Raw genomic sequence first — 16,912 nt, forward strand, 5'->3', positions numbered from 1 at the left:
CCCCGCCGCCCCCCCCCCCGCCCCGCCTGGGAGTGACGGTGTTGATGCGACCCGGCGGGAGGAACCTCAAGAACGTCACTCCCAGCGGGAAGGTGAGGGAAGAGCTGAAGGTGGGGACTCCTCCGACACCAGCGTCTCGTCGGCGCAGGAGCCGTACCGTCCCCGGCTGTTCACCGTCGGGGGCACCGGTGCGGGCGAGTCGGGCCGACGATCGCGCGCGATCACCGAGACCGGACGCCGCATCGGCTCCGAAAGACGCACGGGCCAAGGCGGCTCGATCCACCTGACCGAGACGATCCGCGCCGCCGCACCGCACCAGGCCGCGCGTGGTCGGGTCGGCAGGGCCATCGAGTTCCGCGCCGCCGACCTGCGCCTCGCCGTCAAGGAGGGCCACGAGTCGAACCTCATCCTGTTCTGCGTCGACGCATCCGGTTCGATGGCGGCACGCACGCGGATGGAGCAGGTCAAGACCGCCATCCTGTCGCTGCTGATGGACGCCTACCAGCGACGCGACAAGGTCGGTCTCATCACGTTCCGCCACGGCGACGCCGAGCTCGCCCTGCCGCCAACCGGCTCGATCGACATCGCCGCGGCGCGTCTGCGTGATCTGCCAGCCGGCGGACGCACTCCCCTGGCAGAGGCGATGCTCAAGACCGCCGACGTCCTGCGGCTCGAACGCGTGCGTGATCCCCGCAGGCGTCCCCTCCTCATCGTCATCACCGACGGCCGTGCGACGTATGGTCCCGATGCGCTGCAGCGCGCGCACCAGGCCGCCGCGCACCTGGGCGCCACGGGGCTCGCGAGCCTCGTGATCGACTGCGAGACCGGCAAGTTCAGGATGGGGCTCGCCCACCACCTCGCCGACCACCTGAGGGCCGAGTACGTCCCCCTCGGCGAGGTGAGCGCCGACGCACTCACGTCGGTAGTCAAGGGAGCCGCCTGATGCCCAAGGGCCAGCCGCTCACCGTCCCCGACGACGGCCTCACCACCAAGCAGCGCCGAAACCGCCCGCTGCTGATGGTCCACACCGGCGACGGCAAGGGCAAGTCGACGGCTGCCTTCGGTCTCGCCATGCGGGCGTGGAACCAAGGCTGGAACATCGGGGTGTTCCAGTTCGTCAAGTCGGCCAAGTGGCGCATCGGCGAGCAGACAGTGCTCGAACGCCTCGCCGACCTGCACGACGAGACCGGCGTCGGCGGGCCCGTCGAGTGGCACAAGATGGGCTCCGGCTGGTCGTGGTCGCGCAAGGACGGCACCGAGGACGACCACGCCGCCGACGCCGCCGAGGGCTGGGCCGAGGTCAAGCGTCGCCTCGCCGCCGAGACCCACGACCTCTACGTGCTGGACGAGTTCACCTACCCCATGCAATGGGGCTGGGTCGACGTCGACGATGTCATCGAGACCCTCGCCAACCGGCCGGGTCGTCAGTACGTCGTCATCACGGGACGCCGCGCAGACCCACGGCTCATCGAGATCGCCGACCTCGTCACCGAGATGCAGCACGTCAAGCACCCGTTCGACGCGGGCCAGAAGGGTCAGCGAGGCATCGAATGGTAGGCACAGAACGCTCGGCTCCGGCCAGCCTCCCACGACTGGTCATCGCCGCCCCTGCCTCGGGACACGGCAAGACCACCGTCGCCACCGGGCTCATGGCCGCGCTGTCCCGTGCGGGGCACCGAGTCTCGGGGCACAAGGTCGGTCCTGACTACATCGATCCGGGCTACCACGCGCTCGCGACCGGCATGCCCGGCCGCAACCTCGACCCACACCTCGTCGGCGAGCAACGCCTCGTCCCCCTGCTCCTGCACGGGGCGCGCGACGTCGACCTCGCCATCATCGAGGGCGTCATGGGCCTGTACGACGGGCAGATCGGTGGCGAGGGCTTCGCCTCGACCGCCCACGTCGCCACCGTGACCCGTACGCCCGTCGTGCTCGTCGTCGACATCTCGCACGCCTCCCGGTCGATCGCCGCGCTCGTGCAGGGCATGGTCGCGTTCGACCCGTCGGTGCGCATCGTGGGCGTCATCCTGAACAAGGCCGGGTCCGCAAGGCACGCCGGCGAGGTCGTCAGCGCGCTCGAGTCGACGGGGCTGCCCGTCCTCGGTGTGCTGCAGCGCGACGACGGCATCGTCGCCCCGTCACGCCACCTCGGGCTGGTGCCAGCCGACGAACGCGATGACGCCGCCCATGCCCTCGACCGCCTGGCCGCACAGATCGCGGAGAGGATCGACCTCGTTGAGCTGCTCGCCCTCGCCCACTCGGCGCCCGCCCTCGACGACGCACCGTGGGACCCGACCACCGAGGTCACCGCTGCGAGCGACCGGCTACCCGTCGTCGCCATGGCGGGCGGGCGCGCATTCACGTTCCGCTACGCCGAGACCGAGGAGCTGCTCCGTGCAGCCGGTTGCGACGTCGTGACATTCGACCCGCTCCTTGACCATGCGCTGCCCGCGGGCACGGCCGGCCTCTACCTCGGGGGCGGCTTCCCCGAGGTGCACGCCGCCGGGCTGGCCGCCAACGAACTGCTGCGAGCGGCCCTTGGCGACGCGATCGCGGCCGGTGTGCCGACCGTCGCCGAGTGCGCAGGGCTGCTGTACCTCTGCCGCTCGGTCGACGGCGTGCCCATGGTGGGGACGCTCGAGGCTGACGCGATCATGTCGCCGCGGCTGACGCTCTCCTACCGCACCGCCGTCGCGCCGGTCGATCACCTGCTCGGTGTGGCCGGCACCCGCGTCACCGGCCACGAGTTCCACCGCACCACCGTCGCACCGGCCGCTTCGGCGGATGCGGGCTGGATCATCGAGGGCGAGCACGTCGGCTTCGCGTCTCCCACGATGCACGCCTCGTACCTCCACACGCACTGGGCCGGCCACCCACACATGGCGCAGAACTTCGCCGACGCCGTCCACGCGTACCAGCCCGACACGACGAGGCTGTCAGGGCAACGCGTCCGCATCGCTGAGACGTATCAGGACCCAGAGGAGCACGTGGCCCCGCAGGAAGCCGGTCTCAGGTTCCATGGTGATCAGGAGTCGCTGGAAGGACTCGCGGACTTCGCCGTCAACACGCATGACGAGACTCCTCCCGCCTGGCTCACCGACGCACTGCGCGCAAGCCTCGACGGCATCGGTACCTACCCCCGTCCGGGTGAGGCCGAGGCAGCCATCGCTCGCCGCCACGGTCGCCCGGCCGCAGGGGTGCTCGCCACGGCGGGGGCCACCGAGGCATTCACTCTCATCGCCCGCGCTCGCGACTGGCGGCGCCCGTTCGTCGTGCACCCCCAGTTCACCGAGCCGGACGTGGCCCTCGCCGCGGCCGGCCACAGCCCGGAGCACCTGCACTGCGACCCGGCAACGGGTTTTGCCCTCGACCCGACACTCGTGCCCGACGATGCCGACCTGGTCATGATCGGCAACCCGACCAATCCCACGAGCGTGCTGCACACCGAGCAGTCGTTGCGCCGGCTCATGCGCCCCGGACGCGTCGTGGTGGTCGACGAGGCGTTCATGGACTCAGTTCCCGGCGAGCGGCACTCCCTCGCGGGCACCCCGTTACCCGGTGTTCTCGTCGTCCGCAGCCTGACCAAGCTCTGGTCGATCCCCGGCGTCCGGGCCGGCTACGTCCTCGGGCCCCCCGACCTGCTCGCTGAGCTGCGCGCCCACCAAGCGCCGTGGTCGGTGTCGACGACCGCCGCGTCGGCCATGGTCGCCACCGCGTCGGAGCAGGCACTGGCGGAGGCGGCGCGGCGCACGACCCGCATCGCCCAGCACCGCGCCGTGCTCACCGGCGGGCTCACCGAGCTCGGCATCGCCTTCGTCGAGCCGGCCGCCCCGTTCGTGCTCGCCAAGGTCGGTCGCGGCACCCACGCGCGGCTGCGCGACGCGGGGTACGCCGTGCGCCGCGCCGACACGTTCCCCGGCCTGGACGACTCGTGGGTGCGCATCGCGGTTCGCCGACCTGCCACGACACGCTCGCTCCTGGCCGCGTTGACTGTCGATCGCACCACCGCCGCCGCCTCCGCCGAGCACCGAACCGCCGAGAGGGTCGGGATCTGATGGAGCTGAACGTCAGCGGCAGGCCCGCGCTCGTGGTCGGGGGCGACGCCCGGGCCGCCACGCAGGCCGCCTGCCTCATCGATGCCGGCGCGGTCGTCACGATCGTTGCTCCCACGGTGACCCCGACGATCGACGACCTCGCCTCCCGCGGCCTCCTGACGTGGCACGACCGCGACGTCGAGCTCAACGACCTGCACCACGCGGCGGTCGTGATGACGGGCCACGACCCTGCACCGGCTCTCGACCGCATCGTCGGCGTCGGCTCGGTCACCCTCGTCGGCGGAGGTCCCGGCGATCCCGGCCTCGTCACCGTCGCCCGCCGCGAGGCCATCGAGCGGGCCGACGTCATCGTCACCGACAGGCTCGCACCGTTGGCGGCCCTCGCCTGGGCCCGGCCCGATGCCGAGATCATCGACGTCGCCAAGATCCCGGGCGGACGGTCGACCAGCCAGGAGGAGATCAACCGGCTGCTGGTCGAGCACGCCAAGTCCGGCCGGCACGTCGTGCGGTTCAAGGGCGGCGACAGCTTCGTCTTCGGTCGGGGTGGTGAAGAGCTCATCGCGTGCCTCGATGCCGGAATCGAGGCCACCGTCGTCCCGGGCGTCACCTCGGCCATCCCCGCCCCCCCCATGGCGGGGATCCCGGTCACCCATCGCGGCCTCACCCAAGGCTTCACGGTGATCTCCGGGCACGTCGCACCGGGACACCCCGACAGCACCCTCGACCACACCGCGCTGGCCAGGTCGGGCAGCACGATCATCGTGCTGATGGGCGTGCGCACCCTGGGCGCCATCTGTTCGGCCCTGGCCGACGGCGGTCTCGACCCGCACACGCCAGCGGCCGTCGTCGCCGATGGTGCGATGCCGAGCCAGCGGGTCGTGCGGGCCACGCTCGCCACGATCGACGAGGTCGCCACGGCGGCGGGTCTCGGCGCCCCCGCGGTCGCCGTCATCGGCGCCGTCGCCGACATCGAGGGTCTGACGAGCGGTACCGACGCATGATCCTCTGGGTACGCCACGGCCAGTCGACCTGGAACGTCATGGACCGGCTGCAGGGGCACGAGCCCAGCCCGCCGCTGACCGATCTGGGTCGGGAGCAGGCGGCCGCCGCAGCAGAGGCGCTCGCCGACGCCGAGGTCGTGCGCGTCCTCAGCTCGCCCGCGGTCAGGGCCCTGGAGACCGCGCAGATCATCGCCGGACGGCTCGGGCTCGAGGTCGACATCGAGCCGCTGCTGCTCGAGAAGGGGCTCGAGGAGGAGATGACGAACGTGCTCGTGCGCGTCCGCCGGCTGCTCGACCTTGACCTGCCCGACCACACCGTCGCGGTCAGCCACGGCGACACCATCGGACTCGCCGTCGGCCTTCTCAGCGGCCAGCGCCCCGAGCTGCCGGGCAACGGATCCATCACCCGCGTCGATCCGGCCACCCGCGAGGTAACGGTCGAACGACCCCTCGTTGACCCGCGCGGTGCGCGTCCCTAGGATGTGACCACCACTCCTGAGGAAGCCGGTGAGACTCCGGTGCAGTAGCGCTACTGTGACGCCCCCTGTGGCGAAGCCAGACCCGACGGAGCGGTGGTCACATCCATCAATGGGACGCACTCATCCCACCAGGAGAGAACATGTCGCAGATCACTGCCACCCCCGATCTTGAGATCCCCACGATCCCGATCACCGAGCTGGCCCCGTGGGCCGCCCTCGTCTTCCTCGTCGCCGCCATCGTGCTGTTCTTCATCAGCGCCGACCAGGGCATCGTGTCGATCCCGTCAGGCATCGCCATCCACGAGTGGGTTCACGACGGACGCCACTTGCTCGCGTTCCCCTGCCACTGACGGCTACCCCTTCGTCCGGCCGATCCCTCACGGGGCGACCGGACGCGTGAGTGCACCCAGATCGGACGTTCTCGCATGACCCCACGCAACTTCCTGGTCCGCGGGCTGCTCGCGGGCATCCTCTCCGGAATCTTCACGTTCGCCGTCGCCTACGCCGCCGGTGAGCCTCAGGTCGACGCCGCCATCGCCGTCGAGGATGCCGGCGCGGCGTCCGGTCACGCCGGAGGACCCTCCGACGAACCGGCGACCGGCAGCCACACGCACTCCCACGACGGGGCGGGGTCAGGCACCGTGGTGTCGCGTGATCACCAGTCGACGTGGGGCCTCGCCACCGGCACCTTTGCCGTCAGTACCGCCATCGGCGGCGTGGTGGGCCTGGTCTCGGCCTTCGCGTCCGGACGTCTCGGGCGCCTTCGCCCCGGGCAGTCCACCGCACTCGTCGCACTCATCGGGTTCGTCTCCGTCGCCCTCGTGCCGTTCCTGAAGTACCCCGCCTCGCCACCGGCGGTCGGCAACCCGGACACGATCGGCGACCGGACGGCGCAGTACTTCACGATGTTGGCCATCTCCCTGCTTGCTGCGATCGCGGTGGTGCTGCTGGCCCGTCGCCTCCTCGAGAGGCTCGGGACGTACCGCACGATCCTCGCCGCCGGCGGCACCTACCTCGTCGTGGTCATCGTTGCCGGGCTCCTGCTGCCCACGGTCAACGAGGTCGGAGACTTCCCCGGCGACACCCTCTGGTACTTCCGCCGCGCCTCGCTGTTGACCCTCGCCACGATGTGGGGCGCCGTCGGCATCATCCTGACGGGCCTGGTCGGACAGCTCTACGAGCGCGAGAGCGCCGCCGCGGCGCGCAAGGACCTGGCGGCCAGCCTGTGACACGCGATGTCGCTCCGCCGTCCGCCGCCATTCGCGCGGAGGCCGTCGAGCGACTCGCCGGGCTCGCCACCCCGACCGGGGCCCTGGGACGCCTCGGCGACCTGGCGGTCTGGGTCGCCGCGACGCAGGGCCGGGTGCCCCCGCTGCCGGTCGACCGCGTCAGGGCCGTCATCTTCGCCGGTGACCACGGCGTCTCCGACCACGGCGTCTCCGCCTACCCCAAGGCCATCACCACAGCGATGGTCCACACGTTCCTGCTCGGCAGGGCCGGCGTCTCGGTGCTCGCGGCCCAGCACGGGGTCACCGTACGCGTTCTCGACATCGGGGTCGACGACGACCTCGACGACGTGGCGCCCGAGGCCACGGCCTACAAGGTCTGCCGGGGCAGCGGGGCAATCCACCTGGAGGACGCGCCCACGTCCGAGCAGACCCGCCAGGCCATCGCGGTGGGCGAGGCCGTCGCCGCCGAAGAGATCGCCGCCGGCGCCCAGCTGCTCATCAGCGGCGACATGGGCATCGGCAACACCACACCCGCATCGGCCCTCATCGCCGCCTCGCTCGGGCTGCCCGCCTCGGAGGTCACCGGCCGTGGCACCGGCATCGACGAAGACGGCCTCGCCCGCAAGACCCTCGTCGTGCAACGGGCGCTCGACCGCGCCGGACCACGCACGACCGACCCCGTCGACACACTGACCGCCCTCGGCAGCGCCGACCTCGCCGCGTCTGCCGGGTTCATGGCCGCGGCCGCCCGCGCTGGAGTGCCGATCCTGCTCGACGGCGTCATCTCGGTGGCCGCCGCGATGATGGCCGCCCGGCTCGCTCCGGGCACCTCCGCGTGGTGCGCCGCGGGCCACCGTTCGACCGAACCAGCGCAGTCACTCGCTCTCGACAAGCTTGGTCTCGAGCCGATCCTCGACCTCGGCATGCGGCTCGGCGAGGGCAGCGGCGCTGTTGCCGCCGTGCCCCTCGTACGTTCGGCCGCGCTGCTCCTCTCCGACATCGCGCTGCTCACCGACCTGATGCCGTGATGGGCTGATGCTCGAGTCGTGGCGGGCCGCGGTCGGAACACTGACGGCGATCCCCGTCACGCCTCCACGCTGCGTCGACCGTGAGGTCGCCGGGCCGGCCATGGTGATGGCGCCGCTCGCCGTCGTCCCGCTCGGGCTGCTCGTCGCACTTCTCATGTGGGGCGGGCGAGAGCTGGGGCTCGCACCGCTCGGCGTCGCCGCCGCAGCCGTCGGCGCACTCGCGCTCGGCAGCCGCGCGTTCCACCTAGACGGCCTCGCCGACACTGCCGACGGGCTCACCGCGTCGTACAGCACCGAACGTTCGTTGGCGGTCATGAAGACCGGCGACGTGGGTCCGGCCGGCGCCGGGGCGCTCGTCATGGTGCTCGGTGTCCAGATCGCCTCGCTCGCCTCGATCGTCACCATGTCGAACGGACCATGGCTCGCCGCGCTGCTCGTCTGCGTGTCACGCGGTGCGGTCGTCGTCACCTGCATGCGCGGCGTTCCTGGTGCGCGCGTCGACGGGCTTGGCTCGACCTACGTCGAGACGATTCCGCGCACGGTCACGGTGCTCTCGTGGGCGGTGCTCTCCGCCCTGATGTGTGGCGGTTTCCTGCTGGTCGACGAGCCGTGGTGGCGTGGAGTCGTCTGCGCGGGGGCGGCACTCGTCGTCGTGGCCTCGATCGTGCACCGAGCGGTTGCCCGTCTCGGCGGCGTCACCGGCGACATCTTCGGGGCGTGCATCGAGATCAGCCTCGCCGCAATGCTGCTGGCTTCCACCTAGAGCTTCAGCACCCGCCCGGCCACGACGAGCATGACGTCGTCGCACTCCTCGGCGACCCGTTGGTTGACGGTGCCCAAAAGGTCACGGAAGACGCGGCCGGAACGGTACTCGGGCACGACGCTCATGCCGACCTCATTGGTCACCGCGACGAAGGTTCCCTCGTGTGCGGCGACAGCAGCGAGAGCCTCATCGAGCCGGTCGAAGACCACCGGCTCCCAGTCCTCGCGCACCGCGTCCCAGCCGTCAAGCTCGTCGATCATCGACGTCAGCCAGGTGCCGAGGCAGTCGATCAGCACGGCACCCTCCGCCGACCGGATCGCGGTCGCGAGGTCGCTCGTCTCGACCGTCGACCAGTGCGCCGGTCGACGTGCCTGATGCTGAGCCACGCGCGCGGCCCACTCCGGGTCGAGGTCGATGTCGGCGGGCGGACCCGGGGCGACGTACGTGACCCGAGGCTCGGCGAGCATCAGCGACTCCGCGTGGAACGACTTGCCAGAGCGGACGCCGCCCGTGATCAGGACCTTCATCACACCTCGCAGGTTTCTCGAGTCGACGATATCGCAGACGCGCTGCCCGGTGCCCCCGATGTCGTGGGGGCACTGGCCGCATGCCATATCCTCGGACTCCCACCCGAACAAGACGCGCCTGTCGAGGAGGCCCCGATGCGAGCCCGCGCTGCTGGACTCATCCTGGGCTTCGTCGCCGATCGCGCGTTCGGCGACCCGGTCCGCCACCATCCCGTCGCCGGGTTCGGGCACGTCGCCCACGACGTCGAGCAGAGGGTCTACGCCAACAACCGCATCACCGGCTCGGCGTACACCGCGGTCCTCGTCGGCAGCACCGGAGTCATCGGGCTGGCACTTGACGGGCTCACTCGCCACCAGCCGATCGCGCGAACGGTCCTCACCGCCTCGATCACATGGGCCGTCCTCGGCGGACGTTCGTTGAGCCGCGAAGCCACCCATGTGCACTCATGGCTCGAGGCCGACAACCTGCCCGAGGCCCGACAACAGCTCACCCACCTGGTCGGCCGGGACACCACCCAGCTCGACGTGCACGAGATCTCCCGCGCCACCGTCGAGTCGGTCGCCGAGAACACGTCCGACGCCGTCGTCGCTCCTCTGCTCGCGGGCGCCATCGGCGGCATGGGCGGACTCGCGGCCTATCGCGCCGCCAACACCCTTGACGCCATGGTCGGTCACCTGAGCCCGCGATACCGAGAGTTCGGCTGGGCCTCAGCTCGCCTCGACGACCTTCTCAACCTCGTGCCCGCGCGGCTGTCGGCCGTGCTCGCCGCAGCCTTCGCGCCGCTGGTCGGCGGCAGCCGCACCGACGCCCTCCGGGTCTGGACCCGCGACGCCCACCGGCATCCCAGCCCCAATGCCGGACCCGTCGAGGCTGCGTTTGCCGGCGCTCTTCGTGTGCAGCTCGGAGGCACCAACGTCTACGGGTCGAGGGTCGAGAACCGTCCGACCCTCGGCGACGGTGCGGTGGCCCAGCCCGACGACATCGCGCGCTCGATCCGCCTCGCCAACGCGGTGGGCATCGGCGCACTCGCGGTCAGCGTGGCGATCGCGCAACGACCCACGCGCAGGCCGAGGCCGGGTCGCTGACGACCTCCGATGCCGTCACCGCCGTCCGTCTGACGACCACGACCGGAATGTCCCGCTCGTCGGCGACCTGCATCTTCGACCACGTGTGCGAACCCCCGGAGTCCTTCGTCACGAGCACATCGACGCCGGCCATCAGCGCACGCTCGCTCTCGAGCCCGTACGGCCCACGGCTCCGCAGCACGGTCCACAAGTCGGGCAGGACGATGTCGGGCTCGTCGACCACTCGTACCAGTGCGGCCCGGTCGGCGAGCGGCTCGACGAAGCGGCCCAGCGACTGCCTGCCGACCGTGAGGAAGGGACGACTGCCGAGAGTGGCCGTCAAGGCCGCGGCCTCGTCGTGGCCGTCGACCCAGTGCCACCGCTCAGCACCCGGTACGCCCGACCAGCCCGGACGCTCGAGCCGCAGCAACGGCACACCATCTGCGGTGCACGCGGCAAGGGCATTGGCGCTCATCCCCCGTGCGAACGGGTGCGTCGCATCGACGACGGCAGTCACCCTCAGCTCCATGAGGTAGGACCTGAGACCGCTCACGCCACCGAAACCACCGATCTGCACGGCCCCGACCGGCAGCCGCGGCTGCGCCACCCGGCCGGCGAGCGACGACACGAAACGAACCCGCGCCTCCTGCAGCATGACCGCCAGGTCGCGCGCCTCCGAGGTGCCGCCGAGCACAAGGACGGTCATGCGCCGGGCGCCAGGAACGGGAGGTCGGCGGGTGCGCCATGGGTGGCCAGGTCGAGCAGCGCGTCGACGTCGAGGCACTGCTCGACGAGGTCACCGAGCAGGTCGAGCCGGGCCTCACGGCTCTCGCCGAAGCTGACAGTGGACGGTTCGTACGCCCGACCCGCGAGGGTGGCTGCCTCGACCAGGAACGCACGCCGCAGGGCGTCGGACTCGAGGCTTCCGTGCCACATCGTGCCGAAGACCGAGCCCGCTCGGGCACCACCGAGGAACTCCTCACCGGACCCACGGCTGATGCGACCGTGATGGATCTCGTAACCCGACGCTGGCGCACCGAGCGCCGACCCGGTGGGCAGGCGCAGCACCTTGTCGGCTCCGAAGGTCGTGATGACGTCGAGCAGCCCCAGGCCCTCGGCACTCGCCCCCGCCGGGCCCTCGATGCCGTCGGGGTCATCGACAGACCTGCCGAGCAGCTGGAACCCGCCACAGATGCCGAGCACCGGACGACCCGCAGCGGCGTGGGCGCGGATGGCGACATCGAGCCCCCGTGACCTGAGCCACGCCAGGTCGGAGATCGTCGCACGGGTCCCGGGCACCACCACCAGATCGGCGTCGCCGAGCGAGCGGGCATCACTGACGAACGTGACGTCGACCCCGGGCTCGAGGCCGAGGGCGTCGACGTCGGTGAAGTTGCTGATGCGCGGCAGACGGATGACCGCGACCCGCAGGGCAGCATCGCGCTCGACCGAGCGTCGCCCGTCGAGGTCGAGTGCATCCTCGGAGTCAAGCCACAGATCGGGGCTCCACGGCAGGGTGCCGAACACACGGCGCCCGGTCAGCTGCTCGAGCCTTGCAACACCCGGCGCCAGCAGCGTCTCGTCGCCGCGGAACTTGTTGATCACGAAGCCGGCGACAAGGCGCTGGTCGTCGGCTGACAGGAGGGCGACGGTGCCGTACATCGCGGCGAACACCCCGCCCTTGTCGATGTCGCCCACGACGATCGTCGGAATCTCGGCGTGCCGCGCCAGCCCCATGTTGACGTAGTCACCGGCGCGCAGGTTGATCTCGGTGGGGCTGCCTGCGCCTTCGCAGACGACGATGTCGAAGCGTGAGGCCAGGTCGTCGTACGCCGCGTGGGCCGCCTCGCCGAGATGGGTACGTCCGCCGATGAACTCTGCCGACGAGATCTCACCGCCCGGCTGGCCCATCACCACGACGTGGCTGCGACGGTCGCCGCCGGGCTTGAGCAGCACCGGGTTCATCGCCGCCTCGGGCACGGCCCTCGCGGCGAGGGCCTGGATCCACTGGGCTCGGCCGATCTCCGCCATCTCCACATCTGCCTCGCGGGTCCCGGACGAGCACACCATCGAGTTGTTCGACATGTTCTGCGCCTTGAAGGGGGCCACCTTGAGGCCCCGGCGGGCGAACGCCCGGCACAGGCCCGTCGTGACGATGCTCTTGCCCGCGTCGGACGTCGTGCCGGCGACGAGCAGCGCGGCACTCATGCCTTGCGCGGCGCGTTGAGCCACGGACGCAGCAGCGCCGTGATCCACGGCAGCGCGAGGTAGGTCATGATCGGCGTCATCACTGCGACCGTGACGAGCACCCTGACGGGGAGCCACCAGTCGGCGGCAAAGTCCTTGGCCAGATAGTTGGCCGCGGCGCTGAGCGGGAAGAACACCAGGAAGATCGCGCACATCTGCTTCCAGCGCGGAGGCGGACGGGGCGACGGACGCAGATCCTGCACGTCGACGCTCGAAGGCTCGTCGAACCATCCCTCGATGCCGGTGCGGTGCTCGCGCGACGACTCGTCGACGATGCCTTGGGCCGAGTCGAGCCACCACCGTCGCTGAGCAGACAGCTCCCACGACTCGAGGTTGGCCTGCGAGGCGAACCGGTAGAGCATGTGCCAGTCGGTCGACCCCTCTTCCGGGCGCACCCAGCCCGATCCGAGGAAGCCGTCGAAGCGCTCCGCGAGCTCGGTGCCGGCCCGCAGCCACGCGAGCATCTGGGCCTCCTGAGAAGGGTCGACATGCCGGGTGATGGAGACAGTCACGGGTCCGGTCATGGCATCAGTTTAGGAGGCTCGGCCGAAGGCCGTGCGCCGCTCGACGGGCAGCCCTGCACAGGGTCAGGGTCGCCGACGGGTGTGGTGCGGCCAGGTGTCAGACCGGGGGCCCTGACTGTTCCCTTCGGCATCGCTCTGACTCCCCCCGATTCGAGCCAGAAATCGACCGCCCGGTCGAACATCGAGCCGGGCTGAGAACCTGCGCCGTGCCTCTCACGTAGGTATCTTTTGACCATGACCCTCAGTGACGAAGTCCGCATCGCGCTCGACGGCAAATGGCGTCACGTCCGTGAACAGTCTCGCAAGGAGCTCGCCGAGCTCGACCTCGCGTACGACCATGACCTGACCCTCGACCAGGCCCGCGCCCGGGTGCTCGAGCAGATGCACAAGCTCGTGCCCACGGGCATACCCGCGGCCGGCTTCAGGGTGTCGAGCGGCGGCACCGGCGACCCCGGCAGGGCCGTCACCGGCATCGAGATGCTGGCGCAGTTCGACCTCTCGCTCATGGTCAAGGCCGGCGTCCAGTGGGGCCTCTTCGGTGGCGCGATCGAGAACCTCGGGACCGAGAAGCACCACAAGAAGTACATCCCCGACCTGATCAACCTCGATCTCCTCGGCTGCTTCGCGATGAGCGAGACCGGGCACGGCAGCGACGTGCAGAGCCTCGAGACGACAGCGACGTTCGACCCCGCCACCGCAGAGTTCGTCATCAACTCCCCCACGCCGTCGTCGCGCAAGGACTACATCGGTGGAGCCGCCGCCCATGCCGAGGTGGCGGCGGTCTTCGCGCAGCTCATCACCAAGGGCGAGAGCCAGGGCGTGCACTGCTTCGTGGTGCCCCTGCGCGACACGCAAGGCAACGACCTTCCGGGCATCACGACGTCCGACGACAAGCACAAGGGCGGGCTTGGCGCCGTCGACAACGGCCGCATCATGTTCGACCACGTGCGCGTCCCCCGCGAGAACCTGCTCGACAAGTACGGCCACGTCGACGAGGGCGGCACCTACACGTCGCCCATCGACAGCACGAACGCCCGCTTCTTCACCATGCTCGGCACCCTCATCCGTGGCCGCATCAGCGTCGGCGGCTCGGCGAGCGCGGCGACGGGGGTGGCCCTGAGCATCGCGGGCCGCTACGCCCTCAAGCGCCGGCAGTTCGGCCCCGACGCCAACCACGAGATCCTCCTCATGGACTACCGGATGCACCAGCGCCGCCTGCTGCCCCTGATCGCCAAGTCGTACGCCCTGCGCTTCGCGCAGAACCAGCTCGTCGCCCGCATGGACCGCGTGCAGAGCTCGGAGGAACCACCCCCGCCGCACCAGCAGCGCGAGCTCGAGAGCCGGGCCGCCGGACTCAAGGCAGCACAGACATGGCACTCCACCAAAGCCATCCAGGAGGCCCGCGAGGCCTGCGGTGGCGCCGGCTACCTCGCCGAGAACAGACTCACGACGCTCAAGGGTGACACCGACGTCTTCACGACGTTCGAGGGCGACAACCACGTGCTGTTCCAGCTCGTGGCCAAGGAGCTGCTGACGTCGTACGCGCAGGAGGTCGGCGGGCTCGACCCCGTGGGTCTCGTACGTTTCGCGGCCAGCACCGTCGCCGACGTGGTCAAGGAACGCACCGCCGCCAGCCAGCTCATCCAGCGGCTCATCGACGCCCGTCCCGGCAAGAGCGACGACGACCACGACCTGCTCGACCTGGGTACACAGCTGAGCCTGTTCGAGGACCGCGAGCAGCACGTTCTGGAGACCGCGGCACGCCGCCTGCGCCGTGCGGGCAAAGACAAGGCCGAGGCATTCAAGGTCTTCAATGCCGCACAGGACCACGTCATTCGCGCTGGCCGCGTGCACATCGACCGCATCGTGCTCGAGGCCTTCACCGCCGGTATCGCGCGGTGCGACGACCCCGAGGCACAGGATCTGCTGCGCGACGTGTGCTCGCTCTACGCCCTCACGACCATCGAGGAGGACCTCGCCTGGTTCATGGGCCACAACCGCCTCGCCGACACCCGTGCCAAGACCGTCACCACGCTGGTCAACGAGCTTCTCGAGAAGCTGAGGCCCCACACACTGACCCTGATCGAGGGCTTCGGGGTGCCCGAGGCGGCGCTCAACGCGGCCATGCTCGTCGACTGAAAACCCTCCGAACGGCCACCCGATCGTGGCTGACCTGTCGTGGGTCACCGCGACTCGTCCATCACGTGACGCAGCGGGCGCTCGTCGGTCCAGCGATCAGTCGGCCTGGTCGTCGAAATCGCCGGCCGATGCTCGCAGGTGGCGCAGCAGGTCGTACGCCTGGTCCTGCTGCCCGACGCCCAACCCGTCGATCGCGAAGTCGATGGCCATGATCTTCGCGGTCGCTTCGGCCAGCACCTTCTTGCCCTCGGCGGTCAGCTCGGCGAACGTGCGGCGGCGGTCGGCCTTGTCGGCGACACGGCGCACGAGCCCCTGCCCCTCCAGCCGGTCCATCGCATTCGTCACCGACGTCGGGTGCACCATGAGGCGCGCGCCGATCTTGCTCAGGGGCAGCTGACCCGTGGCGCTGAACGAGAGCAGCACCAGCACCTCGTAGCGCGCGAAGGTGATGCCGAGCGGCCTCAGCGCCGCGTCGAGGTCGGCGATGATGAGCTGCTGCACGCGCATGATCGAGGTGGCGAGCCGCATCGACGTCGAGGTGCCGATGTGCTTCTCCCACAGCAATGCAGCGCGGTCGATCGGGTCGAAAGGCAGCGTGGAATCCCCTGGCATGGCCATATCGTAGGGGAAGGTCAACGTCATCGACAATTAGTTGGACGCCCGACTATTTTATGACCTACCATACTGTCAGACCTGACACATCTGCGCCGACCACAGCGAACGCCGCGAGGACCGAGGAACCATGAGCACTCAGGAACTCCACATCCCCATCAACCCGGTGCGGTTCGTCACCGCCTCCGCCCTGTTCGACGGCCACGACGCCTCGATCAACATCATGCGTCGCATCTTCCAGTCGCAAGGTGCCGAGGTTGTGCACCTCGGGCACAACCGGTCGGTCAAGGAAGTCGTCGATGCGGCCATCGAGGAGGACGTGCAGGGCATCGCCGTGTCGTCGTACCAGGGCGGCCACGTCGAATACTTCGAGTACCTCGTGGAGTCGCTGCGCGAGCAGGGTGCCGGACACATCCACGTCGTCGGCGGTGGCGGCGGCGTCATCGTTCCTGAGGAGATCGCCCGGCTCCGGGAGTCCGGCGTGACGATCTTCTCGCCCGAGGACGGCCAGCGGCTCGGCCTCGTCGGCATGATCAACTCCGTCGTCGCCGACTGCGACATCGACCTCACCGCGCTGGGCACGCTCGACATCGACGCCGTGATGGCCGGCGACCGGTCAGCCATCGCGCGGGCCATCACCAACGCCGAGGCCGGCACTCTCTCGACGTCCGACCTCGAACGTCTTCGCGCTGCCGCGGACGCCCACACCTCACCGGTGCTCGGCATCACCGGCACCGGCGGATCGGGCAAGTCGTCGCTGACCGACGAGCTCGTGCGGCGCTTCCGCGTCGACCAGCAGGACAAGCTGCGCATCGCCGTCATCGCCGTCGACCCCACCCGACGTCGCGGCGGTGGCGCGCTGCTCGGCGACCGCATCCGGATGAACTCGCTCGACGGCGAGCGCGCCTACTTCCGCTCGATGGCCACCCGCGGATCGCGCGAGCTGCCCGACGCCCTCGCCGACGTCATCACCGTGGTCAAGGCCGCGGGCTTCGACCTCGTCATCGTCGAGACGCCCGGCATCGGCCAGGGCGATGCCGCGATCGTGCCCTACGTCGACACGTCGATGTACGGCCTGACGCCCGAATTCGGCGCCGCCCCGCAGCTCGAGAAGATCGCCATGCCCGCCTTCGCTGACACCGTCGCGATCAACAAGTTCGAGCGCCGCGGCGCCAAGGACGCCATGCGCGACGTCGGTCGTCAGATGGTGCGCAACCGCGGAGCCTTCGGCAAGAAGCCTGAG

Annotated in this window: 17 protein-coding genes and 1 pseudogene; 13 read left to right on the forward strand and 5 right to left on the reverse strand. The window is 70.2% G+C overall.

What is annotated here, in order from left to right:
* From H7290_RS03930 to H7290_RS03970, 10 genes and pseudogenes are all read left to right on the forward strand, one after another.
* Window positions 1-943: VWA domain-containing protein (locus H7290_RS03930; RefSeq protein ID WP_290512713.1), on the forward strand; the 943-nt coding region annotated here is incomplete at its 5' end.
* The gene (cobO, locus tag H7290_RS03935; protein WP_290512714.1) at window positions 943-1,557 is read left to right on the forward strand and encodes a cob(I)yrinic acid a,c-diamide adenosyltransferase; all 615 of its coding nucleotides are present in this window, start codon (window positions 943-945) and stop codon (window positions 1,555-1,557) included. The genes H7290_RS03930 and cobO, both read left to right, overlap by 1 nt.
* Window positions 1,551-4,055 carry a cobyrinate a,c-diamide synthase gene (locus H7290_RS03940; RefSeq protein ID WP_290512715.1) on the forward strand — a complete coding sequence of 835 codons (2,505 nt, stop codon included), beginning with the start codon at window positions 1,551-1,553 and terminating at the stop codon, window positions 4,053-4,055. Before cobO ends, H7290_RS03940 begins: the two co-directional genes overlap by 7 nt.
* Window positions 4,055-4,273: pseudogene (locus tag H7290_RS21270) on the forward strand (NAD(P)-dependent oxidoreductase); the annotation flags it as partial. The gene H7290_RS03940 and the pseudogene H7290_RS21270, both read left to right, overlap by 1 nt.
* Complete coding sequence (gene cobA, locus H7290_RS03945) at window positions 4,268-5,056, forward strand: uroporphyrinogen-III C-methyltransferase (RefSeq protein ID WP_366927597.1); 789 nt, start codon at window positions 4,268-4,270, stop codon at window positions 5,054-5,056. The pseudogene H7290_RS21270 and the gene cobA, both read left to right, overlap by 6 nt.
* Window positions 5,053-5,535, forward strand: coding sequence for a histidine phosphatase family protein (locus tag H7290_RS03950; RefSeq protein WP_290512717.1), 483 nt, complete (start codon window positions 5,053-5,055; stop codon window positions 5,533-5,535). The genes cobA and H7290_RS03950 overlap by 4 nt, the downstream gene beginning before the upstream one ends.
* Window positions 5,536-5,675: 140 nt before the next feature.
* Window positions 5,676-5,885, forward strand: a complete 210-nt coding sequence (locus H7290_RS03955; RefSeq protein ID WP_290512718.1) for a CbtB-domain containing protein — start codon at window positions 5,676-5,678, stop codon at window positions 5,883-5,885.
* A 75-nt stretch (window positions 5,886-5,960) separates the two neighbouring features.
* Window positions 5,961-6,764 (forward strand): CbtA family protein, encoded by an 804-nt coding sequence (locus tag H7290_RS03960; protein ID WP_290512719.1) that lies wholly within the window; start codon window positions 5,961-5,963, stop codon window positions 6,762-6,764.
* Complete coding sequence (gene cobT, locus H7290_RS03965) at window positions 6,761-7,792, forward strand: nicotinate-nucleotide--dimethylbenzimidazole phosphoribosyltransferase (protein ID WP_290512720.1); 1,032 nt, start codon at window positions 6,761-6,763, stop codon at window positions 7,790-7,792. Before H7290_RS03960 ends, cobT begins: the two co-directional genes overlap by 4 nt.
* Window positions 7,793-7,799: 7 nt before the next feature.
* The gene (locus H7290_RS03970) at window positions 7,800-8,555 is read left to right on the forward strand and encodes an adenosylcobinamide-GDP ribazoletransferase (RefSeq protein ID WP_290512721.1); all 756 of its coding nucleotides are present in this window, start codon (window positions 7,800-7,802) and stop codon (window positions 8,553-8,555) included.
* Here H7290_RS03970 and cobU read toward each other — a convergent pair.
* Window positions 8,552-9,082, reverse strand: a complete 531-nt coding sequence (gene cobU / locus H7290_RS03975; RefSeq protein ID WP_290512722.1) for a bifunctional adenosylcobinamide kinase/adenosylcobinamide-phosphate guanylyltransferase — start codon at window positions 9,080-9,082, stop codon at window positions 8,552-8,554. The two genes, H7290_RS03970 and cobU, sit on opposite strands and share 4 nt — an antisense overlap.
* A gap of 135 nt (window positions 9,083-9,217) precedes the next feature.
* Between cobU and H7290_RS03980 the strand changes: the two genes are divergently transcribed.
* Window positions 9,218-10,168: a cobalamin biosynthesis protein gene (locus H7290_RS03980; protein ID WP_290512723.1), complete on the forward strand. Its 951-nt coding sequence runs from the start codon at window positions 9,218-9,220 to the stop codon at window positions 10,166-10,168.
* Here the strand turns inward: H7290_RS03980 and H7290_RS03985 are convergent.
* The 3 genes from H7290_RS03985 to H7290_RS03995 are packed head-to-tail and all read right to left on the reverse strand — an operon-like array spanning window position 10,116 to window position 12,918.
* Window positions 10,116-10,853: a cobalt-precorrin-6A reductase gene (locus H7290_RS03985; protein ID WP_290512724.1), complete on the reverse strand. Its 738-nt coding sequence runs from the start codon at window positions 10,851-10,853 to the stop codon at window positions 10,116-10,118. The genes H7290_RS03980 and H7290_RS03985 overlap by 53 nt on opposite strands.
* Window positions 10,850-12,355: a cobyric acid synthase gene (locus H7290_RS03990; protein WP_290512729.1), complete on the reverse strand. Its 1,506-nt coding sequence runs from the start codon at window positions 12,353-12,355 to the stop codon at window positions 10,850-10,852. Before H7290_RS03990 ends, H7290_RS03985 begins: the two co-directional genes overlap by 4 nt.
* Entirely contained in the window at window positions 12,352-12,918 is a 567-nt protein-coding gene (locus tag H7290_RS03995; protein ID WP_290512725.1) for an antibiotic biosynthesis monooxygenase, read from the reverse strand. Before H7290_RS03995 ends, H7290_RS03990 begins: the two co-directional genes overlap by 4 nt.
* A gap of 234 nt (window positions 12,919-13,152) precedes the next feature.
* Between H7290_RS03995 and H7290_RS04000 the strand changes: the two genes are divergently transcribed.
* Window positions 13,153-15,057: an acyl-CoA dehydrogenase gene (locus H7290_RS04000; RefSeq protein WP_290512726.1), complete on the forward strand. Its 1,905-nt coding sequence runs from the start codon at window positions 13,153-13,155 to the stop codon at window positions 15,055-15,057.
* A gap of 96 nt (window positions 15,058-15,153) precedes the next feature.
* Here the strand turns inward: H7290_RS04000 and H7290_RS04005 are convergent, their stop codons facing one another.
* Window positions 15,154-15,669: a MarR family transcriptional regulator gene (locus H7290_RS04005; protein ID WP_290512727.1), complete on the reverse strand. Its 516-nt coding sequence runs from the start codon at window positions 15,667-15,669 to the stop codon at window positions 15,154-15,156.
* A 130-nt stretch (window positions 15,670-15,799) separates the two neighbouring features.
* Between H7290_RS04005 and H7290_RS04010 the strand changes: the two genes are divergently transcribed.
* Window positions 15,800-16,912: cobalamin-dependent protein (locus tag H7290_RS04010; protein WP_290512728.1), on the forward strand; the 1,113-nt coding region annotated here is incomplete at its 3' end.

The sequence above is a fragment of the Aeromicrobium sp. genome (genome assembly GCF_014378035.1).
Lineage (GTDB): Bacteria > Actinomycetota > Actinomycetes > Propionibacteriales > Nocardioidaceae > Aeromicrobium.